The sequence below is a fragment of the Mucilaginibacter sp. P2_A4 genome (assembly GCF_056405015.1).
Genome location: NZ_JBFUCX010000009.1, coordinates 197,733 through 222,805, shown reverse-complemented (window position 1 = coordinate 222,805; position 25,073 = coordinate 197,733). Strand labels below are relative to the sequence as shown.

Genomic DNA, 25,073 nt, shown 5'->3' with positions numbered 1-25,073 from the left:
AATTATGCCAATATTAAATAAAGAAGAAGCACAGGCTTTATTAAAGAAAGTGCTTGCCTATTCAAAAGCCGAAGAATGCGAAGTAACTCTTAACGGAAGCGAAGGCGGCAACATCCGGTATGCATTAAACGCTGTATCTACAGCTGGTGATATTAGTACTATCGGGCTCGCAGTAACCTCTGTTTTTGGAAAGAAAGCAGGCACAACCACCATTGATGAGTTTGATGATGCCGCCCTGGAAAGGGTAGTGCGCCGCTCAGAAGAACTTGCGCAGTTAGCCCCGGCCAACCCGGAATATATGCCGATGTTGGGTCCTCATGATTTCCCCGATTCTATTACATACAATGCAAATACCGCAGGCATGACACCTGATAGCCGCGCTGAATTGGTGGCCAAAAGCTTATCAGTTACCAAAGAAGCCAAGCTAACTGCCGCTGGTTTCCTTGAAAATTCAACAAGCTTTAATGCGATGATGAATTCAAAAGGATTATTTGCCTACAATAAAGGTAACGATGTTACTTTTTCTGTAACCACACGTAATGAGGCTGGTACAGCTTCGGGCTATGCTGCAAAGGGCTTCACTGATGTAAATAAGCTGGATACTTTTACCGCTACAAAGGTAGCTGCCGGCAAATGCCTGAGCTCATCAGGTGCAAAAGCTATTGAACCCGGAAAATATACGGTAATACTGGAACCTGTTGCGGCTACTTACATGCTGGAGAACATGTTCCGTTTTGACGCACGTAGCGCGGAAGAAGGGCGCAGTTTTTTAAGTAAGAAGGGTGGAGGTACCCGTTTAGGTGAGCAACTGGTAGACTCCAAAGTGAACATTTATTCGGATCCATTTAATCCCGAACTGCCGTCATCAACATGGAGCGGTGACGGACTGCCACGTGAAAAGACAATGTGGATAGACAAAGGCGCGGTGAAAAATTTGAGTTATTCGCGCTATTGGGCTGATAAAAAAGGTGTAAAACCAATGCCCGGACCTGGTAATATCATTATGGATGGCGGCGATGCCAGTATTGAGGATCTGATTAAAAGCACCGAAAGAGGGATATTGGTTTCCCGCCTTTGGTACATCCGTATGGTTGATCCGCAATCATTGCTGTTAACAGGGCTTACGCGTGATGGTACATTCTATATTGAGAATGGCAAGATCAAGTTCCCGGTAAAAAACTTTCGCTTCAATGAAAGCCCGGTTATTATGCTTAATAACCTCGAAGCTTTGGGTAAACAAGAACGCAGCATCAGTGTGGAAAGTTACAGGAGCTACCTGATACCACCTATGAAAATCAGAGACTTTACATTTAGCTCGCTATCTGACGCGGTTTAATTGGTGACATAAAAAAGGGGGGATGTATCATTAGATGACATCCCCTCTTTTATTTATACCCTCGTTAGTTAGTTTACTTTGGCAGCTCCGCTAAGAAGTTTAAAATATCATTGCCAATTTCGGCGACATTGGTTTCAAGGGCGAAGTGACCGGTATTATAAAACTTAACCGTAGCATTTGGATCATCGCGCTTATAAGCTTCTGCACCCGCTGGCAGGAAAAAGGGATCCTTGTTTCCCCAGACAGCCAGCAACTTTGGTTTATATTCCCTGAAATATGATTGGAATTTTGGATACAAAGCCACGTTAGTGCGATAGTTCAGTAACAAGTCTAATTGAATATCGATATTTCCAGGCCGATCTAAAAAATGCTGATCTAAGGTATAAGATTCGGGAGCTATCAATGATGGGTCAGCTACTCCTTCATGATATTGATACCAGGTTGCTTCTTTTGATACAAATTCTTTAAGTGCATCCCTGTTTTCCTGTGTTGGGTTTTGCCAATACTTTTGTATCGGGTTCCATCCGGTGCTTAAACCCTCTTCATATGCATTACCGTTTTGAGATATAATGCCAGTAATTTTTTCAGGATTTGCCAATGCCAGCCTATAACCGGTTGGGGCACCGTAATCAAATACATAAATAGCAAAGCGCTTAAGTCCTAATTCATCAATAAATGATTGCATGGTGTTAGCCAGGTTATCAAAAGTGTATTCAAACTGATCGTGAGCTGGTGCATCAGAATAACCAAAGCCCGGCAAATCCGGAGCTATAACATGGTATTGCTTGCTTAAAATGGGAATCAGGTTCCTGAACATGTGCGATGATGTAGGATACCCGTGTAGTAAAAGTATGGTGGGGGCTTCTTTGGGTCCGGCTTCTCTATAAAAAATGTTCAAGCCTTTCACTTTAATGTTGCGGTAATAAACTGAATTGGTTTCCATGGTTTGTTTTTTTGAGTTTTTAGTTTGGGCCGAGAGCTGGCTGTTAAGTGAACTTATACTTAAAGTCAACATTATTAACGACATGTGGATTGTTTTCATGTATTTTATTTGCTTCATCAAAACTAATACTGATATTTGATTATTGAAAACGATTAATAAAGATGTTATTGATCATAATTAGTGATTTATGAATACACACGACCTGAAAATATTTGAGGCTGTTGCTTTTAATGGGAGCTTTACAAAAGCTGCGGAAGCCATGTTTACCGTTCAATCAAATGTTACTGCCCGTATTAAAAATCTTGAAGAAGAATTTGGAGCAGATCTTTTCACACGTTCTTCTCGTAAGGTTACACTCACAAGCGCCGGTGAAACCTTAATGCATTACTGCAAGCAGATCGGCCACCTGGTTGATGAAGCCAAAAAGGATATCATGAAAGCCAACCAAATTACCGGGCAGCTTAAAATTGGTTGCATTGAAACTACCATGGCCCTTAAGGTGCCCGATATTTTAAACAAGTTTTCAAATGCTTATCCCGATGTGGAAATGGAGTTTAAATCAGAAATGCGCCATGGCCTCATCAACGATGTGATTAATTATAAGCTTGATGCAGCCTTTGTATCAGGCCCTATCAACTCGCCGGAACTGGAGCAGATCCACATTAAGGAAGAACAACTGGTTATCCTTGCATCCGCCCGGCGATTTAAACTTGAAGATATTCTCGCAAATCATCCGCTTAAAATAATTGTGTTTGATCAGGGCTGCATTTTTAGAGCCCGGCTCGAATCATGGCTTAGCGCAAAAGGGATTATTAATTATAAAAGTATCGTGGTAAACTCACTTGAAGGTATCATCAACTTTGTTGAAGCGGATCTCGGCATCAGCATTTTACCAGCCGAGCTTATTGACCAATATTACGCGGGCAGAAAATTAACTACGTTTGCCATAAATAAGGAACTTGGAACCATGACAACTGTATTGGCGTTCAGGAAAAATATACCTCAATCAAGGGCGTTAAAAGCGTTCATTGAAATGTATTGTACCAACTAATTAAGACTTATTATTTTATGAGTTGGATGAAATTTGTGATATATTGATCTCATTAAAAAAACAAATAAAAACAACTGAATACCAACTGTTATCTTTAATCACGATTATATATGAATTATCAAAAATGCAAGTATTGTTTCATACTTTTCCTTTGTCTCACTTTTGCACTATCGCAGGTGTGTTTGGCTCAAAAAAAATCGAAAACTATAAAAACAGGGAATGGAGTTATCTTTTTTGACGATTTCACTGGCAATAAACTTGATCGTAACAAATGGAATGTTGAGGTAACCGGGATGCATGTTAACAATGAGTTACAGGCATACGTAGATACTACTTCTACCATATTTATAGTGAGCGGAGCTGCAGCGGAAGGTGCTAAAAACGGAGCTTTAGTGCTGCGTCCGCAATCGGTGCCTGGTTTTAAAACTAAGGATGGACAGAATTTCGATTTTATATCGGGCAGGATAAATACGCGCAATAAATTCGATTTTATGTACGGCACGGCTGAAGCAAGAATTAAGTTGACAGAGGGTTCGGGACTTTGGCCTGCGTGGTGGATACTGGGCAATGGTATGTGGCCCCAAACCGGCGAAATAGATATTATGGAATATGTAGGTGAGAAGGATTGGGTTAGCGCGGCCGTACACGGGCCGGGATATAGTGGTGAAACACCTTTTGTAAACAGGCAATATTTTGATGTTAAAAATGATGTTACGCATTGGCATGTTTATGCTGTTGATTGGACACCCGATAACCTTGATTTTAAATATGATGGAAAGCTGATGTTCAGAGTAAACCGGCATATGGCTGAACATTATGGTAAATGGGCCTTTGACAATAAAAAATATCTTATCTTAAATTACGCCTTAGGTGGTGCTTACCCGGCAAAAATAAACGGTGTAACTGAACCTTATAACGGAATGCCCGCTTATACAGTCAACCTTATTAAAGCAAATAAGGCAAAAATGTTAGTTGATTGGATTAAGGTCACTAAAAACCATTAATAAGCTTTGCTTAATAAGTAATTGATTAAAAAACCGGTTAAAAATAGCCGGTTTTTTTTTTATCAATTAATTATTGAAATAATATGGCTGAATGTCAATTAATTAAAGCAAAATTAATGAATATCAACAAACCAAAATCGTATTTTTACGTAGAAGGGGTACCTGATTATTTTACAACGATGTTTAAGACAACGTGTCAATGGTTGTAAAATTATATACTCTTTTTTTTGAGTAAAGTACACCTTGACCTGATATCAAAAAAGCTAAAAACTAAAAAGATACTAAGGTTAATGAAGAGCCGCTTACTTATATTTATTTTTTATTTGTTATCAATTCCGCTGCGAGGTTATAGTCAGTCATGTACGTTAAATGTAAGTATATCATCTTCTGAGCCGGCAATTTGTGCTGGCAATACCCTTGCATTAACTGCTGTACCTACAGGAGGATCTGGTTCGTATAATTATGCCTGGAGCACAGGTGAAACGATTAACCCTATACATGTTAATAAAGCAGGTAAGTATACAGTAACGATTACTGATAAAGTTTCGGGATGTGTTGCTCAAAACGATATCACCATTAATGTAACATCAACGCCAAGCGCGCCAGGTGTTAAAGGCGGGGGTATCGTTTGCCAGGGAAATAGTGCGCATCTTGAAGTAACAACGCCTGCAAATTCCTATCAATGGTATACCCAGCCTACAGGGGGCAACTCATTTCATAGCGGCCCAACTTATGATACGGATCCTATTAAGGGGTTTACAGTGTTTTACGTGGAAGCAACAGTTGGAGGGTGTACAAGTTTAAGAACTACAGTTATCATCAGTGTTGCAAGTAGACCTGTAGCTCAGAATGCTCAGGCATGTTATGGAAGCCCGGTTACATTATCTGTAAGCGGAGGTGATAATTTTAGGTGGTACACTTCAAATAGTTCAACAAATGCAATAAATACAGGACCAACGTTATCAATTGCCGCATTAACAAATACGGTGACTTATTATGTGGAGGCGGAAGTAAACGGCTGTGTTAGTCAGCGTACGGCAGTAACCGCTACAGTAACTGCCGCACCAACGGTACCGGTGATTACAGGTAATAACCTTGCAATATGTGCCGGATCTGTAATTACTTTACATGCTAATACGCCTGCGGGTGTTATTGAGTGGTATAATAGTCCATCGGGTGGAACACCATTGATATCAAGCCCGGATTATACAACACAGCCGCTTACCGCTAACACAATTTTTTATGTACAAACTTCTTTAAATAACTGTCAAAGTTCCCGGGTTCCTGTTACGGTAACTGTAAACCCCATACCCGCAGTGCCGGCACTGCAAACAGTGAATGGATGTTATAATAGCAGTGTGCATCTCAGTGCAGGTGCAACAACCGGTATCTATCAATGGTATGCTGATGCAGATGGGAAGCATTTTTTGAAACAGGGAAACACTTATGATACACCCGTATTAACTCATGATGTTACTTATTATATAACGACAGCTAATGCTGGATGCACTAGTGCTTTAAGTCCCGTAAATGTTATTGTATCCCCTCCGGTTTTGGCTCCATCTGTATTGACCCCACCAATTACCTGTTACGGATCATCTGCGGAACTAACCGCTACGTCTCCCGGTGGTATTTACCAATGGTTTAAAACTGCTACAGATAATAATGCATTGCCAACTACCGAAAATGGCAAGTTTACTACACCGCCATTAACTAATACAACTACTTATTACGTGCAAACAACGATTGGAGGATGTACAAGTCCCAGAACGGCTGTTGAAATTCCTGTTTTTGCACAAATACCTACACCGTTAACGCATGATGCAACTACTTGCGCCGGTAGTTCAACAACACTAACAGCAACAGGCGCTAATGGAGACTACACGTGGTATGATGCTGGTGGAAATCTGGTGAATGCAGGTAGCACATTTATTACACCGGCGCTAACAACGAACACCAGTTATTATGTACAAATTACTGTAAATGGTTGCACAAGCCAACGGGCTATTGCTAATGTAATTGTTAGTCCTTTGCCAAACGAGCCAATTGTGGGTTCCGACGTCACAATTTGTCCGGGTAATAAAGCAAATCTTTCGGCGAGTGTTCCTGCAGGGCAAACCATTAAATGGTATGATGTACCTACAGGCGGCTCTTCAATTCACACAGGAAACACATATACAACATCTTTCTTATATAATAATGCAACATATTATGTTGAAAATGTATCTGGTACATGCAGCAGCACTCGTAAAGCTATAAATGTAATTATTAACAATACAGGCACAAAGTTTCAATATCCCTCAGGCACCGTAGCAACCACAGCTGCGAATCCTACACCTTCCATTTTTAATCCTGCAGGGGATGAAATTTTTAGTGCCGCACCTGCAGGTATAGTTTTTATAAATAATCGTACCGGTCAAATTGATGTTGGCGCAAGTACGCCAGGTACCTATAGTGTTACGCTTACCAGTAGTGGTGCCTGCTCAGGTACTTACAGTAGTAATATTACAATTACTGATGCACCCAAGACAGATTTTACATATAATACGCCAATTTGCAGGGATGGAGTAAATCCTTTGCCAAACTTTCTGCCGGGCGCAAGTGCAGGTGTTTTTACTGCTACTCCGGTCGGCCTGGTTTTTATAAATAAAAACACAGGGGAAATAGATCTTGCCAATAGTAAATCCGGAACTTATTCAGTGACAAACACTATACCACCAAGTGGTAGTTTCGCCGGTGTATTTTCAACATCACCTATAACTATTAATGAACAAGTTAAAATAACGGCAGGTACCAATAAAAATGCTCCAATAAATACCCCGGTTACATTAGAGGGAATTATAAGCGGGGCTACTGGAACATGGTCAGGTGGCTCAGATAGTTTCTCCAACAGGAATGATCCGCATGCCGTATATACTCCGGCACCAGGAGAGAGCAGTGCGCAGTTAACCTTTTTATCAAATGACCCGCCAGGTCCCTGCCAGCCCAAATCTGCTTCAGTAACTATTGTATTCAATACTACGCCGACGGCGCCAACCGTGAAACCAGCCGGGATTTGTGCAGGAAGCAGCACCATTTTAAAAGCAACTGCCCCTGGTGGTGCATATAACTGGTATAAGGATGCTACAGGTGGGAGTAGTCTTAGTTCAGGCCCTAATTTCCAAACGCCGGTGCTCACAACTACCACAACTTACTATGTAGAAACAACATTGAATGGATTAACCAGCTCACGAACTCCTGTAACCGTAACAGTTTATAATGTACCACCAACGCCTGTTTTAACATCAGATATTGTTACTATCTGCAGCGGCGGTACAGCGCAAATTATTGCCAGTGGTTCGCCCGGTACATACCAGTGGTTTAATGAAACCGGACAGCCGGTAGCTGTTGGTAACACTTTACAAACCACACCACTAACCACTACTACGTTTTACACAGTACAAAGTATGATTGGGCAGTGTGTAAGTGCTATGAAAAAGGTGGTTGTACAGGTTAATCAGGTACCCAATATTACCAGTTCATTATTTGATTTTGTTTGCAGCGGCAATCCATTAAATTATAATATCGCCGCCGATGTTCCATCAGCCACGTTCCAATGGGAGCGCGCAGCGGTAGTGGGTATTAGTAATCCTGCGCTATCTGCCCAAACATCCAATGCTATTACGGAAACATTAATTAATACAACACCTAATTTAATAAATGTAACCTATGCAATAACCCCAATTAATGGCGATTGTGTAGGAACTCCTGTTAAATATGTAGTAACTGTTTACCCAACACCAATTGTTACCAGTTCGGCACAAGATGCCGTTTGTTATGGTACTACTGCTAATTATGTTATAAAATTCAATACTCCTGCAACAACATTTAGCTGGAGCAGGGCTGCAATATCTGGTTTAAGTAATGCTGCGGTATCTGGCCAGGCAGCAGAAACCATACGGGAGGTTTTATTTAATACAACTGACGCCCCACTGGATGTTACTTATATTATTAATTATAAAACAAATGATTGTGACGGAATACCATTTAACCGGGTGGTAACTGTTTACCCGCAGATTAATATAACAAGTGATGCGTTATCATCAAGCTGTAGTAATACTCCTCAGGGATATACTATAACATCAAATGTGCCCACGGCAACATTTGAATGGCAGCGAAAGGCTGTACCGGGCATAAGCAACCCGGCGGTTAACAATACAGGGCCTTTGATAGATGAAGCTTTAACTAACACAACTAAAGCAGCTATTAAGGTTACTTATATTATAACACCCACGGCCTATGATTGCACAGGGTTGCCTTTTACGCACACTGTAATGATAAACCCAAAGCCGGATGTTCCGATTGCCAATAGCAATTCCCCTGTTTGTGTGGGAAGTACAATACAATTAAATACTCCTCCAATAGCCGGGGCTACATTTATGTGGACAGGGCCGGACGGATTTTCATCAACATCTCAAAATCCCAATATTCCCGCGTCAGAGGCAACTGCAGGAACGTATAATTTATTTGTTACGGTAGGGGGTTGTACAAGCGATGCCAGCCCTGTTACTGTACAGGTAAACCAGCCACCGGTAGCAAAGGCTGATGGGCCTCGTCTTGTTTGTACTGCAGTAACATCCATTGCACTTACCGGCTCGGTAACAGGCGGTACAACAACTGGTGTATGGACATCCAGCAATCCTAAGGGCAAGTTTTTGCCATTCGCTACCCAGGTTGATAATGTGCAATATATACCAACACAAGAAGAAAAAGCAGCAGGTTCAGTTATTATAACCTTATCATCAACAAGTAAAGATGATTGTACAATAAGCTCCTCAAGCCTGGTTATTACATATGGACAGGAACCTGGTGCCGATGCAGGCCCTCCTAATATAGATGTTTGTTCGCAGGATACCCGTATACCTTTGGCTGGTAAAATACTTGTACCTGGCGCAAGCGGCTTCTGGACAACATCCTCAGGCGATGGTAAATTTGAATCGGGAAATCAACCTAACGCTGTTTATTTACCAGGTGACAATGATAAAAAAAATGGATCTGTTGTATTAACATTCAACGTTAATAATTCTGGTCAATGTTTTACACCATCTGATTTTGTAAAAATAACGTTTTTTGGTCCGCCGGCATTAACTACAGAACATGTACGTTATGTTTTAAAGGATAAAACTATTACACTGCATCCAAATGTAAATGTAAGTGATGAAACAGTTACCTATTTATGGAGTCCTAATATTAATATCAGTGATGTTAATGTTAAAAATCCGGTTATAACGGGGGATATTGATCGCACCTATACACTTGTGGTAACAGATGCTTTGGGATGTACAACCGCTGATACTACACATATCATAGTATCACCACAATTATTTGTGAACAATGCTTTTTCTCCTAACGGAGATGGGAAAAACGATACCTGGGAGATAGCTGGCCTGATAGCTTTTGAAAATTCAACTGTTGATGTATATAACCGATACGGCACTCAACTGTTTCATTCAAAGGGCTATGGCGTCCCGTGGGATGGAAAATCTAATGGGCAACCTGTACCGGTCGGTGTATATTACTTTATTGTAGATACCAAAGTAAACGGCGGCCAAAAATTTACAGGGTATGTAACTATTTTGAGGTAAGCCAGAAAGAAAGCGGAGTTTCGATTTAACCTAATATTTTCAACAGATCTGTTTTTGAAAGTGATTGAAGGAAAGAGGAATCGGTATTTACCAGGTTATCTGCCAAATTCTTTTTAAATTCCTGCATCTGCATAATCTTTTCCTCAACAGTGTCCGGACAAATCATCCTTATTGCAACCACATGTTTGTTTTGCCCTATACGGTGCGAACGATCAATGGCCTGGTTTTCAACTGCTGGATTCCACCATGGGTCAACAATGTAAACATAATCGGCTTCGGTTAAATTTAAACCGGTTCCGCCAGCCTTCATGCTGATAAGAAATACGCCTACTGCCGGATTATTTTGAAATTCGGTTACTGCGGCTTCGCGGTTGCGGGTGCTGCCGGTAAGCCAGCTAAAGCCAATTTGCCGGGTTATTAATTCTTTTTTGATTAATTCAAGCATCGAAACAAATTGCGAGAATACCAGTATTTTATGCTGTGGCAATTTGCTTTCTATCTGCTCCATCAGCATATCAATTTTCGCAGATTCATTACCTGGCGGCTTTTCACCGGTGATTAACAACGGCGAATCACAAAGCTGCCGTAATTTTGTTAATCCCTTGAGCACGTTCATTGGCGTTTTCCTTAATTCATCACTGGTTGTTGCCGATATAAATTCACGGAATTCCTTTTCGTAGGCGTCGTAAATTTTGCGTTGTTGTTCCCGCATTTCGCAATACAATACCATTTCGGTTTTTTCGGGCAATTCGGCAGCTACTTGTTGCTTTGTTCGTCTTAAAACAAAAGGTTTTATTTTGTTTTGAAGTTCTGTCGCCCGTTTGTGGCTTTTAAATTTATCAATGGGTACAGCATAAATATCTTTAAAGTATTGCTTGGTTCCCAAAAGGCCGGGGCAGGCAAAAGAAAGCTGCCCGTAAATATCAAAGGTGTTGTTTTCTATAGGGGTGCCGGTGATGGTAATCCTGTTTCGCGATTTTAATAAGCGGGCAGCTTTATAACGTTGCGAATCGGGATTTTTGATCTGTTGCGATTCATCAAGGAATACATAATTAAACTGATAATTTTTCAAAAAGCCAATGTCAGCAAGCAATGTTCCGTATGAAGTTAATATGATTTCATATCGGGAAAAATCATCTATGCTTTTGATCCTGTCTGCTCCATAAATGGTATGAACTCTTATAGACGGTGCAAATTTCTGTACTTCGGCCTGCCAGTTAAAAATAAGCGAAGTAGGTACTACCAGCAGGTTAGTATTATGATTTGCCTTTTTACGCTGCAAAAGTATAAAAGCGATGATCTGCATGGTTTTGCCCAGCCCCATATCGTCAGCCAGGCATCCGCCAAAATTAAAATCATCTAAAAAATTAAGCCAGTTTAATCCTTGTTTTTGATAGGGGCGAAGGGTAGCGTGCAAGTCCGGCGGAACTTCAGTATCGGCTATCGTTTCAAAATTTAATAGTTTTTCGCGGTATGTTCTCAGTTCTGCCTTAACTTCCTCATCCATAACCTGCTGATCAAATAATTCGGCAATGGCTGTATAATTTATTTTATGGATGCTTAATATATTTTCGTCCGTTATCTCGCCTGCATTAAAATATTGAGCGAACTTTTCCATCCATTCTAAAGGTAAAATGCCTAATGTTCCATCATTCAGTTGCACATACTTGCTTTTATTACGCACCGCTTTCTGTACACGCTTTAAAGTAGTTTTCTTATTGCCAAACCTAACACCTATTTCGGTATTGAACCAATTGATGCCACTTAGCACCCTTATGATGATATTTACTTTATTAGGGTTTAGTTTATTCCCTTCCAGTTCATTAAACCCTAAAACGGTAATATGATGCTTTTTCCAATCTTCAAATACATTTAAAAACCATTCTTCCTGTAAAAAATGCCTTTTATGCAGATAAAAATAATGCAGGTCATTATCCAGCTGCTCGGCAAAGTAGGGGTGTTGTTTGATAAGCAGGGCGGTCAACTCAATTTCTGCTTCGTTATCCCGCTCAACAATAAACTCATTGCCTTTATGATCAACCCCATGGATTGTACGCTTTGTCCGCACAGGTATTTCGGCCTCACCATAGCGCATTACCGGAATAATCATTACATGGCTTCCAAAATCAGAGAGGTAAATGATCTGCTCAATTTCATTGGTAAATCCTTGTTGTTTTAACTGAACGGCAGTAGCCGGTTTAACATGCTGGTAGGCAATACTTATCCTATCCTCAAGTTTGGTTAGCAAATGAGTTTTAAACTCTTTGTATTTAGAGTGATGGATAAGCAGGTTTTCCGGACGTTTCCGCATCAGGTCAATGATACCCAATAACTGCACATTATCGGCAAGGTAAAGAGCATCATCAACTAAAATGAAATAATTGAATTTAATGCTTAGGTCTTTTAATTGATGTGAAATTCCATTGATTTTAAGCTGACCAGAAAATTCATAAAAAGGTCCTTGAGGTTTAATATTAAGATTAATATCATGAGGAAGCAAAGCCACCTTTACCGGGATTACCGAAGTAGCGGTAATGTTATCAGATGCCTCGCTGTTGTGACAGTAAAAATTATACTTGAGCGGATTTTTGACAATGGCCCGCAAAGCCTGTATATCAGCCACCGACCTTTTGCTGTTGATGTGGTTTTGGAATTTATTAACCCCGGTAAAAAACTTTAGCTGTTCATGATCCTCCGTTTCCCAAATATGATCTAAAGGATTTATGAGCGTTAAAGGATTTTTTATTTTACCGTCTTTAGTTGTTTGTGCTTTATAAAGCTCAATAAAAAGGTACTTATAATATTTATGCTGTTTTAAAACAACACAAATGGTTCGGTCGGTATCATCTGCGAATTGCTCAAGAGGAGAAATGGCAGGCGCCAGTACCATTTGACTATATGCGTCTAAACTTTCTTTGGTGACAGGAATAAGTGAAGGTAATTTGGGGCGGATCTCTGTTTTTTTATCCTCGTAGGTCAGCTGGAAAAAAGCATCAAGATCAGCTTCGTTTTCCAGGCCGTAATCATGGGCTACCTTTCTTAGTTTATCGTATCTTAAATGCTCATCATAAAAGATGCGGAAATCATTTTTTTTGATGATTGCTGTGAGTGCCATGGCTTGGTATTCACACAATTTATGATGATTTGCATGGCAACCGCAGGTAAGTAATAATTGATTGTTTTGCTGAATTACGGTTATTGTGGGGAAATTTGCGGCATCATATTCATGGCCAAATGTGCCCTGGTTTACTTCTATTAAGTGAGGGATGACGTGTTTATAGGAGGAAGGATGATTGTCAATCCCCATGCCCGATCTTTGGAGTATTGCGGTTTCGGTAATAGCTGCAAAAGATATATCATCTATAATATAGGTGTGTCCCTCAAAATCGTCTTCCTCGTAAGCAGTTTCTGTATTCACTAATTTTCCTGGTGCTATAGCGGGTAAATATCTTAAGAAATGAGGAGACTTGCGAAGCAGAAAAAGATTTATTGACAATTTAATGCAGATGCGATATTATGCAATAGCTAAAGGTATCACCGTTAATTAATCCTCCGGTATTAAAGACCAAAAATGGGCAGAAATCACACGCCGTTTCTTCATTTAAAGACGCTTGATATCTCAGAAAAAAAAGGCTTTTGAGTAATATACTATACAAAATATGTAAATGGAGATTGAACTATTTTACATGTTTTTGTGTAAAAAAACGATGCCATTTACAATTTGGGCTTCAATCGAAATATCGCCTAGTGTATTGGTAGTCAATTAAATAAATTTGTTTAGTAAATAAATGTTTATTGATTATCTATCATTAAAATACAAAATTATGTGTGGAATTGTAGGTTATATCGGATTTAGAGACGCATGGCCAATTGTAATAAAAGGCCTTAAACGATTAGAGTACCGTGGGTATGATAGCGCAGGGATTGCGATTATCAACCATGAGGGTTTTAACGTTTATAAAAAAGTAGGTAAAGTATCCTATCTTGAAGACCATGCTGAAAACCAGGATACAAGCGGGTATATCGCCATCGGCCATACCCGATGGGCAACACATGGTATACCATCTGACCTTAATTCGCATCCACACGCTTCAAATGATAATCGCCTGCACATTATTCACAATGGCATTATTGAAAATTACTCAACATTGAAAGAAGAATTAATAAACCGCGGGCATAAGTTCAAAAGCGAAACAGATACCGAGGTTTTAATACATTTGGTAGAAGAAATACAAAATATTGAGCAAACAGATTTGTTGGAGGCAGTGCGTTTGGCCTTAAATACGGTGATTGGCGCATATGCAATAGTTATATTAGATAGGGAAAATCCGGGTCAATTAATTGCTGCCCGAAAAGGAAGTCCCCTGGTTATCGGGGTTGGTGAGGGTGAATATTTTATTGCCTCAGATGCAACACCTATAATTGAATACACCAAGAATGTTATCTATTTAAAAGACAATGAAATAGCATTGGTGAAGCGCGATGGCCTTTTAGTTAAACGATTGGATAATGTAATTCAAACCCCGCTTATACAAGAACTGGAAATGAAACTTGAATCACTTGAAAAAGGTGGTTTTGAGCATTTTATGTTAAAAGAGATATTTGAACAGCCACGTTCAATAAAAGATTGTATGCGCGGACGTATCATTCCTGAAATTGGAAAGGTTGAGTTAGGCGGCGTAAAAGAATATGCTGATAAACTTAAAAATGTTGAACGGATAATAATAATAGCCTGCGGTACATCCTGGCATGCCGGTTTAGCAGGCGAATATTTAATTGAAGAGTATGGGCGGGTTTCTGTAGAAGTTGAATACGCGTCAGAGTTCAGGTATCGAAATCCAATTATTAGTGAGAATGATATAGTAATTGCCATTTCGCAATCTGGCGAAACGGCGGATACAATGGCTGCGATAGAAATTGCCAAAGAAAGGGGAGCAACAATTTTGGGTATCTGCAATGTTGTCGGGGCTTCAATTCCAAGAATTACACATGCGGGCGTTTACACCCATGCTGGTCCGGAAATTGGCGTGGCCTCAACAAAAGCCTTTACTGCACAGGTTACCGTTTTAACATTGTTAGCCTTATATATCGCGCAGCAAAAAGGGACTATTACGTCATCTAAATTAACGCGGTTGTTAACTGAGCTTGAAACCATCCCAGAAAAGGTTCAAACCCTTTTAGCTGATAATGATTTGATAAAAAGCATTGCATCTAAAATTAAAAATGCCAGTAACTGCCTGTTTTTGGGCCGTGGGAGCGGGTTTCCTGTAGCTTTGGAAGGCGCATTGAAATTGAAGGAGATTTCATATATTCATGCTGAGGGGTATCCGGCGGCAGAAATGAAGCATGGTCCAATTGCTTTAATTGATGAAGCGATGCCGGTTGTATTTATAGCCACTAAAAATTCTTCTTATGATAAGGTTATAAGTAATATACAGGAGGTGAAAGCCAGGAAGGGAATAGTGATAGCTATAGTGACGCAGGGTGATACCAAAGTAAGGGAAATGGCAGATTATTGCATAGAAATACCAGATGCTGACGAAGCCTTTTTGCCGCTTTTAGCTACAATACCTTTGCAATTACTGGCGTATCACATAGCTGTGATGCGGGGTTGTAATGTTGATCAGCCACGTAATCTTGCAAAATCAGTAACTGTTGAGTAAAATGAAATTATAACCCATTTTACGGCAATTACAGCTTATAATAAATTACTGTAGCAAACCAATAGTTCATATATAATAAATAAGATTAGCAGGCGTAAGCCTGCTTTTTTTGTGAATTACATTATGGTATTTCATTTTTCCTAATTCATCTACATATTCTGCTGCTAAAAATATCTTCTATCTGAATCAGTCATTCAGCATCTGTGTTTATTTAAAAACTTAATAAGATTCAAGTTTACTAACCTGTGGCGTGTATTTTACGTTTTTTCGGTATTTGATATATCAAAATCGTAGCGCAATTTTTCTTGAAAAAAAGATAACGCAAATCACAATTTTGCCTAAAAAAAAGATAATACAAATCACAATTTCGCCTAAAAAAAAAGTTACCGAGATCACAATTTCTGAACTTTTATCAAAGCTTTTTGAACTTTATTACCACTTTTCACACCCTGTTTTACAGGGTTTGTAAATCATGTTATAGGCAACTTTACACTTTATGTGAAGTGAATACAACCATTTTACAATTTAATTTCAATCGGAAAAAACGGTATTCAATTGGAGTTCAAATAGATAAATTTGATTCATAAAACAGGTCGAAAATATAATCTGTTTCCTTTAAACCGATAATCATGAAAGTAATTTTAGCTATTTGTGTAATACCGTTAATGTTAATTACAAGCTGCGCAGCAAGACGCGATCTCGTATATTTTAGTAACATGGCAAACGCAACAGTTGTTAATAATTCACAAGCACAACAAGAAGTTCGGATACATAAAAATGATATTGTAAGTGTATCAGTAAACAGCCTAAGCGAAGAATCTAATAAGCTTTTCTCAATGCCTAATGCTCAACTGGGCAAAGAGGTAGGATATAAAGTAAATACAGACGGCGCTATTCAATTACCACTTATAGGGGAGTTTAAAATTGAAGGGATGAACGTTGAAGAAGCACAAACTGCAATAGCCCTGGAATTGAAAAAACACGTTAAAAGTCCGGTTGTAGATGTAAGGCTTATCAATTTTAAAGTAACTGTGATTGGGGAAGTTAATAAACCATCAACCTTTATTATAAGCGATGAAAAGGTAAACTTATTAGAGGCCCTGGGGCTTGCCGGCGACATGACCGTGTACGGTAAAAGAGAAAATGTTTTGATTATACGTAATGAGGGGGGCAATAAATCAATGACAAGGCTAAATCTTAATAAGCTGGAGTCAATGAATTCACCCTATTTCAACCTAAAGCAAAATGATATAGTTTATGTAGAGCCAGATAGATCAAAAGCCGTAGAATATAGTCAAAATACGCGGTTATTGCCTGTTGTTATAGCCTCTATTTCTGCACTTGCGGTTTTGGCTGCAGTACTTTTAAAAAGATAAATATATAACTGTTTCATAATGTTAAAGATCGTTAACATGGACGCGAATTTTACTTTAAAACAATCCTTACCTGGTAATAGCTTTATGGATAATGCCATGCCTTATATAAAACGCTGGTATTGGCTTGTTGCAGGTTTGTTGATCAGTTTATTAGCCGTGTGGTTGTATTTAAATTATGTTACACCTTTGTACAAGATCACCAGCACCCTTCAAATTCCAGATGATAAGAAAGGCGACGGGAGCCTGCTTAAGGCTACTGCTTTTAGCGACCTTAATATGTTCCAGGAAACTAAAACCGTGGATAATGAAATGGAGGTTTTGCGCTCAAAGGATTTAATATATAGCGTATTTAAAAAGCTAAACCTGGAAGTTGCTTATTTTGATGAGAGTGGGTATAAAACGGATGAATTGTATGGAGATGAACTGCCATTTATTGTGACGGTAAATAAAATAAGTAAAAATGCATATCTGAAAAAGCTTCAGCTTCAAACATATTCACATACAACATTTTTACTTACAGAAGGTAAAATGAGCTGGATATACAGATATGGCCAGATGATTCAACATGCTGATTATGTATTTAAAGTAGATAAAGGGCCGGCTAATTTTACAGGCGAGCCGATTGTATCTATCAAGTTTAAAAATATAAGAAAATTGGCAGCTGCCTACAGTGCAGGTTTATTGCAGGTGAACCCTGTTATCAAAGAGTCAAATACAGTGATATTAAGTATTGTTGATGCGGTGCCACAAAGAGGCATTGATATTTTAACTAATATGATTAACACGTACAATGCCGAAAACGTACAGAAAAAAAATATTATAGCTGTTAATACCATCGTGTTCATTGATAAAAGGCTTAAGACAATGGAACAAGATTTGTCTTCTACGGAAGGAGATATAGAAGCATATAAACAACAAAATGGCGCTTCTGAGATAGGCGCAGGCACACAAGTTAATTTAACAAAGTCTGCGGAGTATACTCAATTGCTTGAAGAGTCAAGCACGGAATTAGGTATTGTAAAATCTATAGAATCCTATTTAAACCAACCTGGTAACCAATACAACGCTATACCAAGTACAATGGGGCTCAAGGATCCGGTTTTGAACACATTGGTAAGCCGTTTTAACGATCTTCAGATTGAAAGAAACAGGATGTTGAACAGTGCAAACCTCAGCAACCCTTTAATTCAAAATTTAAGCAGTCAGATAGCAAGCCTGCGTGAAAATATAAAGGAGAACTTAAGTAACATTAAAAAAGGCTTTGTAATTGGGCATAAACTCCTTAAACAAAACTCGGCGGAGTATGACTCTAAGATACGTTCAGTGCCAACACTTGAAAGAGGTCTTTTGCAACGGGGCAGAGAACAAAGCGTGAAAACTAACCTATACCAATACTTATTACAGAAAAGAGAAGAGACAGCCTTATCTCTGTCTGCAACAATTCCATCAGCGCAGATAATTGATAAGCCGGCATATGACCCAATTCCAGAATTTCCCAAGCAACAACTGATGTATTTGATTGGTAGCATTGTTGGGCTGTTGGTTCCGGGTTTCTCAATTTTCATGTCGCAAAAACTAAACTCAAAAGTCAGAAATACATCCAATTTATTAAACATAAAAGGGGTAAGAGTATTAGGGGAACTGTGTCATAACGATCAACTTCAAAGCCCGGTGGCTATACATAAAGGGAGCACAACAGTTATTTCAGAATTGTTTAGATATATCCGTAGCAACTTAGGGATATTGAACCAGGGACTACCACAAAAAAACATCCTGGTTACCTCATGTATGAAAGGAGAGGGTAAAACTTTCTTTAGTATCAACTTAGCACTGACCCTTTCGCTAATGAATAAAAAAGTGTTAATCATGGAGTTTGATTTGCGCAAACCAGATTTGCTTAAATCAGTTGGAATTGAACAAAAAATGGGTATCACAGATTTTCTTGAAGGAGATACCGATTCATTATTGGATTGTATACAGCCGTATGGCGAGTCAGGAAATTTGTTTGTCTTAGGATGCGGAAGAATGCCAAAAAATCCGGCTGAGCTACTATTGGATCATCGCATTGATTTACTTTTTAACTGGTGTAATACTCAATTTGATTATATCATCATTGATACATCACCCGTAGGCGCGGTTTCTGATGCCTTCGGCCTGGCTAAATATGCAGATCTCAGCATTTTCATTGTACGTTACAATTATACAAGTACAGAGCAATTAGATATCCTAAGGGATATTTATGATAACGAGAAATTAAAAAACCTAATGGTTGTATTTAACGATGCAAAAAGAGAGAACCGCGCAGCATATACTTATGGCGGTTATGGATATGCACCTGTGTATGGTTCTTAGGTATATAATAATTTTTAATTGTGCAAGCTTAATAGCACAGGAGTGAATGTGTTATTCGGTGTGATACTATTTGATGGTTTGTACTTCAATAAAGCGCTATGTAAGTGAGATGGCGAAGCCATAAACTGTCAAGAGAATACCTTCTGTTACAAAATAAAATAAGTTTTTTTAAGAATAAAAGCCATGTAAGTGGAGTGGCGAAGCCATATATGCTTATATAGGCACCAGATTACCAGTGTTGTTGTGTTATAAAGTACTGTTTGTAAATACATTTTCATTCATTACCTCCTTTTTAAGCTTCTTTTAAAAGAAGTAAGTAAATACTCCCCAATTACATTATGTAAGTGAGATGGCGAAGCCATAAAATGATCATATAAAATAGTCAGCTAAAACACTTTTTATGGAACCTCAATTAAATTTAATCAAAAATCCCATGTTAAACTTGCATGAAAAGAAATGGCTTGTTATATATACAAGACCCAGATGGGAAAAAAAGGTTGACAAACTTTTAAAGCAACGGGGTATTGAATCTTATTGCCCGCTAAGGGAGGTGGTAAATCAATGGGCCGATCGAAAAAAGGAGGTAAGCCTTCCTCTATTTAACTCTTACATATTTGTTAATGTTGATTTATATGACCAAGCCAATGTTCTTTACACATTGGGTGTTATGGGTTATGTTTATTACATGGGCAAACCTGCTGTTGTTAGGAACAGCATTATTGAAGAAATAAAAATTAACCTGGCCAATTATAAAGATTTAGAAATTGTGAATCTGCAGGGTGTAGCAGTAGGCGATACCGTGAAAATAAAAAATGGGGCACTTACAAATCAGCTGGGTAAGGTAATTCAAATACAAGGCAAAAATGTGCTAATGGTATTTGACACTATCAATTGTGCATTGGTAACGCGTGTGGCCCTTCAAAATTTAACAATTCAAGACTTAAACAATAATCATGAAAATTGAACATTCTAAACCTAAAATCGGAATTATAGGCCTTGGCTATGTGGGCTTGCCATTGGCTGTTGAATTTGCAAAGAAATACAAAGTATTTGGGTTCGATATTAATATAAACCGGATCAATCAACTTCGGCAAGGCGTTGATCACACCCTTGAAATTAGTGAAGAGCAATTGCAGGCAGTAACTACGCCGGTTTGTACAACTCCGGTGGGTTTATATTTTACCGATGAGATTGAAAAGTTAAGAGCCTGCTCTGTGTATATCGTAACAGTTCCTACCCCAGTTGATAAAAATAATCGACCGGATTTAAGCCCCTTAATAAATGCCAGCCTGTTAATTGGTAAAGTATTAAAAAAAGGAGATATAGTTGTTTATGAATCAACTGTTTATCCTGGAGTTACGGAGGATGAATGCATGCCTGTATTGGAAAAAACCTCTAACCTCCGGTTTAATGTTGACTTTTTTGCCGGTTATTCGCCTGAAAGGATCAACCCTGGAGATAAATACCACACTGTTGCCAATATTCGTAAAATAACCTCGGGATCAACACCTGAGACTGCAGATATTGTAGATGCGCTTTATAAATCTGTAATAACAGCCGGTACATTTAAAGCAGATTCAATAAAAGTTGCTGAGGCGGCAAAAGTTATAGAAAATGCACAGCGGGATATCAATATTGCATTCGTAAATGAGCTTGCGATGATATTTAATAGGCTCGGAATTGATACGCATAAGGTATTGGAGGCCGCTGGTACAAAATGGAACTTTTTAAATTTTAGGCCAGGACTTGTTGGGGGGCATTGCATCGGTGTTGACCCTTATTACCTGGCACAAAAGGCACAGGAGGCAGGCTATCACCCGGAAATTATTTTGGCAGGTCGTCGTATAAATGATTCCATGGGGGCATATGTTGCAGATCAGTTTATAAAGCAAATAACCTGCAGGGGTACATCTTTGATCAATGCTGAAGTATTGGTGCTTGGTTTTACCTTCAAGGAAAATTGCCCGGATGTTAGGAATACACGTGTAATAGACATTGTTCGGCGCCTGGAAGAGTATAAAGTGAAGGTGCACATCCATGACCCCTGGGCTAATGCCGAACAAGCGAAACGTGCATATGGCGTAATATGTGAAAACGGAGAATCCAAAGAAAGGACCTATGACGGAATTTTACTTGCCGTTGCCCATGATGAATTTAAAGAGATGAACCTTAAAGATCTTTGTAAACCACATACGGTGCTTTATGATTTGAAAGCATTTTTACCTGATAACATTGTAAACGCCCGCTTGTAAAAACCATATGAATTATAAAGAAAGAGCTGTTTCGGGCATATTGTGGTCTTTGTCGCAACAAATTAGCTCAAAGGTAGTGGGGTTTGGTATATCTATCTTCCTTGCGCGTATCCTGGAGCCATCACAATTTGGTTTAATTGCTATGCTGTCTATTTTTATAGCAATTGGAAACTCCTTGCTGGATAGTGGCTTAACGGCTTCGTTAATCCGCACGCCAAACGCAGATCATAGGGATTTCTCAACGGTATTTTATTTTAACCTGGCTGGTAGTACCCTGTTATATGCGTTACTTTTTTTGTTTGCTCCGTTGATCTCAGATTTTTATAATCAACCAATATTAAAGGCAGTTGTGCGCGTTTATGGTCTTATTTTAATTATAAACGCATTTTTTGGAGTACAAAGCACTTTACTAATAAAGGATATGAAGTTTAAACTTCAAACTAATATCCAGGTACCTGCAGCTATTGGAGGTGGGATTTTGGGTATTGTGCTTGCAAAACTAGGATATGGTGTATGGGCCCTGGTATGGATGGGATTATGTAACTCATTTTTATCAACGGCTTTTCACTGGGTTTATTCATCCTGGCGACCTGGGTTGATATTTGATAAAGAGATTTTTAAAAAGCATATTAATTTTGGTTACAAAATGACGGTGTCTGGGCTTATAGATACCATATATCAAAACCTTTATTTAATTATCATCGGAAAATATTTCTCAGCAGCACAGCTTGGTTTTTATTCCCGCGCTGATTCCATTAGTCAATTGCCTATAAGCAATATATCGGCAGCCATTAATAAGGTTACGTATCCAATGTTTGCCGAGATAGCACATGATGCGGTGCAGTTAAAAAATGTTTATAAGAAGTTAATGCAACAAGTTATTTTCTGGAATGCTCCGGCTTTAACTTTTCTTTGTGTAATAGCTCAACCGTTGTTTCATATTTTACTTACTGATAAGTGGTTACCTGCGGTTCCCTATTTTCAAATCTTATGTATTTGTGGAATAATGTATCCGCTGCATTCATACAACTTAAATATTTTAAAAGTAATGGGTAAAGCCTCATTGTTTTTAAAATTAGAAGTTATAAAAAAGGCGATAAGTGTAATAGGTATTCTAATATTTATTCCATTTGGGATATATGGTTTGTTATATTTTCAGTTGTTCTTCAATTTCGTAGCGTACTATATCAACTCAATGTACAGTGGCCGGTTAATTTCATATCCAGTAAAGGAGCAAATTGAAGATATATTTCCTATCCTGGCAATATCAAGCACCATAGGTGTTAGTTGTTACCTGCTTAATATCCTATTAATTAATCTTTATACCCCTGCGTTTATGCAAATTGGCATAATAAGCATATTTTATTTTGGAGTTTATTATGGCGCTGGCCTTTTAGTAAAGCTGTCTGCAATTAAAGATTTTAACCAATTAATCCTAAAAAAATGATACCTGTAACCAAACCTTTTCTGCCTGCAGAAACTGAATTCGATAATTATGTTAAGAGTATTTGGGAAAGACAATGGCTTACAAATAATGGCCCTTTGGTAAATACGCTTGAACTAAAATTAAAAGAATACTTAGGAGTTAATCATTTATTATTTGTTTCAAACGGAACGGTAGCCTTACAATTGGCTATTAGGGCGCTTAATTTAAGCGGTGAAATTATCACCACACCCTTTTCATTTGTGGCAACAACAAGTAGTATAGTATGGCAAGGGTGTACACCTGTATTTACAGATATAGATCCTGAAACGTTTAATATTGATCCGGCTAAAATAGAAGCAGCTATTACGCCAAAAACCTCGGCTATACTGGCAACACATGTTTTTGGAAACCCCTGCGATATTACGGCCATACAAAAAATTGCCGATAAGTATGGATTAAAGGTTATCTACGATGCTGCTCATTGTTTTGGTACTTTTTACAACAATAGGTCGGTGTTTGAATACGGAGACATTAGTACTACCAGCTTTCATTCAACCAAATTATTTCACACGATAGAAGGGGGAGCTGTATTTACACAGGATCCGGAGCTTCTAAGGAAAATGGCGTTGATGCGCAATTTTGGCTATTCTGGGGTAGATAGTTTTTCTGAAGCAGGCATAAATGCTAAAAATTGCGAATTTCATGCTGCTATGGGGCTGTGTAACCTGCGCCATGCTGATGAAATACTAAAAAAGAGGAAGTATTTATCAGAACAATATATGCTGCGTTTGAGTAACCTCGACGTGAAATTTCAGAAGCTGGAAAATAAACAAGATTACAACTATGCATATTTTCCTGTGCTTTTTAACACCGAGGATTTGATGAATGAAAGTAAAGCCAAGCTGGAGTTGGCACAAATATATTGCCGCCGGTATTTTTATCCATCACTATCAAGCTTACCATATGTAAACAAGGTGGAAATGCCTGTTTGTGACTCTATTGCTTCCAGGATAGTATGCCTTCCTTTATATCATACATTAACATTGCCAGATCTTGATCTTATTTGCCGGTTACTGCTTAGGGTTCAGAATTTTGACGATAAAGGTCAGCACAAAAAAAATCATTTTGGGAATGCAATAGCCGGTAAAATTGAATTGGAGATCAACGAAAAAAATGGCACTATATGAATGATGCTGAAATAATGGTCAGCATTTGCTGCATCACTTATAACCATGAAAAGTTTATTTCCCAGGCCCTAAACAGTTTCATGCTACAACAAACAAACTTTAAGTTTGAAATTATAGTAGGTAATGACTGTTCTACCGATAACACACTTGAAATTGTTAAGCTGTTTTCCGCTAAATACCCTGATAAAATAAAAATTGTTTCGTCTCCCCAAAATTTGGGTATTCATTATAATTTAATTAATTGTACTAAATTATGTAAAGGAAAATATATAGCGCTTTGTGAGGGTGATGATTATTGGACTGATAACTATAAATTACAAAAACAAGTTTCTTTTTTAGAAAGCAACCTCGATTATATAATATGCTGCCATTATACGCGGGTTGTAAATGCCCTCAATAAAACGCTTTATGAAAATCCTAAACCAATACCTTTAATACATACTTACTATGATCTACTGGCCGGTAAGCAGGAGGAAACAAAAACTGCTACCGTTTTATATCGAAACTTACCTGATCTATATAAATTATTTTTAAACCCGTGGTTTTTTAATTGTTATGCCGGGGATAAAATTTTTAAACTCTATGCCACCCATCTTACAGGCCAAAAAATTTATGTTATGCCTGAGATAATGAGCTGTTACCGGAATCATGAAGGTGGAATATGGAGTATGATCAATACAAAGGTAAGAACGGAAAGGATGATAAGTGATTTTAACCTGATTATTAAATATTTTACATACCCTGCATTTCAAAGAAAAAAATTGTTGCTGCTTTATATAAGAAGATATTTATTATTTGAGTTGCGTAATATGCAAGTACGCAAAGCATATCAAACTGTTAAATATTTGCTTTAAGCCTA

General features: G+C 38.4%; 14 protein-coding genes. 12 read left to right on the top strand and 2 right to left on the bottom strand.

What is annotated here, in order from left to right; genetic code table 11:
* The first annotated feature begins 4 nt into the window (after positions 1 to 4).
* Entirely contained in the window at positions 5 to 1,336 is a 1,332-nt protein-coding gene (locus AC1DYB_RS17670) for a TldD/PmbA family protein (RefSeq protein WP_477436907.1), read from the top strand.
* Between the two features lie 73 nt (positions 1,337 to 1,409).
* Here AC1DYB_RS17670 and AC1DYB_RS17665 read toward each other — a convergent pair whose 3' ends face one another.
* A complete protein-coding gene (locus tag AC1DYB_RS17665) occupies positions 1,410 to 2,378 on the bottom strand; it encodes an alpha/beta fold hydrolase (protein WP_477436906.1) in 969 nt (322 codons plus the stop codon).
* 88 nt (positions 2,379 to 2,466) lie between these two features.
* Between AC1DYB_RS17665 and AC1DYB_RS17660 the strand changes: the two genes are divergently transcribed.
* The 3 genes from AC1DYB_RS17660 (at position 2,467) to AC1DYB_RS17650 (ending at position 9,958) form a co-directional block, all read left to right on the top strand.
* Complete coding sequence (locus tag AC1DYB_RS17660) at positions 2,467 to 3,330, top strand: LysR family transcriptional regulator (RefSeq protein WP_477436905.1); 864 nt, start codon at positions 2,467 to 2,469, stop codon at positions 3,328 to 3,330.
* 110 nt (positions 3,331 to 3,440) lie between these two features.
* Complete coding sequence (locus AC1DYB_RS17655; protein ID WP_477436904.1) at positions 3,441 to 4,334, top strand: glycoside hydrolase family 16 protein; 894 nt, start codon at positions 3,441 to 3,443, stop codon at positions 4,332 to 4,334.
* Between the two features lie 290 nt (positions 4,335 to 4,624).
* A complete protein-coding gene (locus tag AC1DYB_RS17650) occupies positions 4,625 to 9,958 on the top strand; it encodes an Ig-like domain-containing protein (protein ID WP_477436903.1) in 5,334 nt (1,777 codons plus the stop codon).
* A 25-nt stretch (positions 9,959 to 9,983) separates the two neighbouring features.
* Here AC1DYB_RS17650 and AC1DYB_RS17645 read toward each other — a convergent pair whose 3' ends face one another.
* Positions 9,984 to 13,376, bottom strand: a complete 3,393-nt coding sequence (locus tag AC1DYB_RS17645) for a DEAD/DEAH box helicase (RefSeq protein ID WP_477436902.1) — start codon at positions 13,374 to 13,376, stop codon at positions 9,984 to 9,986.
* 406 nt (positions 13,377 to 13,782) lie between these two features.
* Between AC1DYB_RS17645 and glmS the strand changes: the two genes are divergently transcribed.
* From glmS to AC1DYB_RS17605, 8 genes are all read left to right on the top strand, one after another.
* Complete coding sequence (gene glmS / locus AC1DYB_RS17640; protein WP_477436901.1) at positions 13,783 to 15,621, top strand: glutamine--fructose-6-phosphate transaminase (isomerizing); 1,839 nt, start codon at positions 13,783 to 13,785, stop codon at positions 15,619 to 15,621.
* Positions 15,622 to 16,250: 629 nt separating this feature from the next.
* The gene (locus tag AC1DYB_RS17635) at positions 16,251 to 16,997 is read left to right on the top strand and encodes a polysaccharide biosynthesis/export family protein (protein WP_295713801.1); all 747 of its coding nucleotides are present in this window, start codon (positions 16,251 to 16,253) and stop codon (positions 16,995 to 16,997) included.
* Positions 16,998 to 17,294: 297 nt separating this feature from the next.
* Positions 17,295 to 19,349 (top strand): GumC family protein, encoded by a 2,055-nt coding sequence (locus tag AC1DYB_RS17630; RefSeq protein WP_295713804.1) that lies wholly within the window; start codon positions 17,295 to 17,297, stop codon positions 19,347 to 19,349.
* A gap of 400 nt (positions 19,350 to 19,749) precedes the next feature.
* On the top strand, positions 19,750 to 20,313 hold the full coding sequence (locus AC1DYB_RS17625; protein WP_477399472.1) for a UpxY family transcription antiterminator: 564 nt from the start codon (positions 19,750 to 19,752) through the stop codon (positions 20,311 to 20,313).
* Positions 20,303 to 21,601 carry a nucleotide sugar dehydrogenase gene (locus AC1DYB_RS17620; protein WP_477436898.1) on the top strand — a complete coding sequence of 433 codons (1,299 nt, stop codon included), beginning with the start codon at positions 20,303 to 20,305 and terminating at the stop codon, positions 21,599 to 21,601. The genes AC1DYB_RS17625 and AC1DYB_RS17620 overlap by 11 nt, the downstream gene beginning before the upstream one ends.
* Before the next feature lie 7 nt (positions 21,602 to 21,608).
* Complete coding sequence (locus tag AC1DYB_RS17615; protein ID WP_477436896.1) at positions 21,609 to 23,048, top strand: lipopolysaccharide biosynthesis protein; 1,440 nt, start codon at positions 21,609 to 21,611, stop codon at positions 23,046 to 23,048.
* A complete protein-coding gene (locus tag AC1DYB_RS17610) occupies positions 23,045 to 24,214 on the top strand; it encodes a DegT/DnrJ/EryC1/StrS family aminotransferase (RefSeq protein WP_477436894.1) in 1,170 nt (389 codons plus the stop codon). Before AC1DYB_RS17615 ends, AC1DYB_RS17610 begins: the two co-directional genes overlap by 4 nt.
* A complete protein-coding gene (locus AC1DYB_RS17605) occupies positions 24,211 to 25,068 on the top strand; it encodes a glycosyltransferase family 2 protein (protein WP_477436892.1) in 858 nt (285 codons plus the stop codon). The genes AC1DYB_RS17610 and AC1DYB_RS17605 overlap by 4 nt, the downstream gene beginning before the upstream one ends.
* Positions 25,069 to 25,073: the final 5 nt, after the last annotated feature.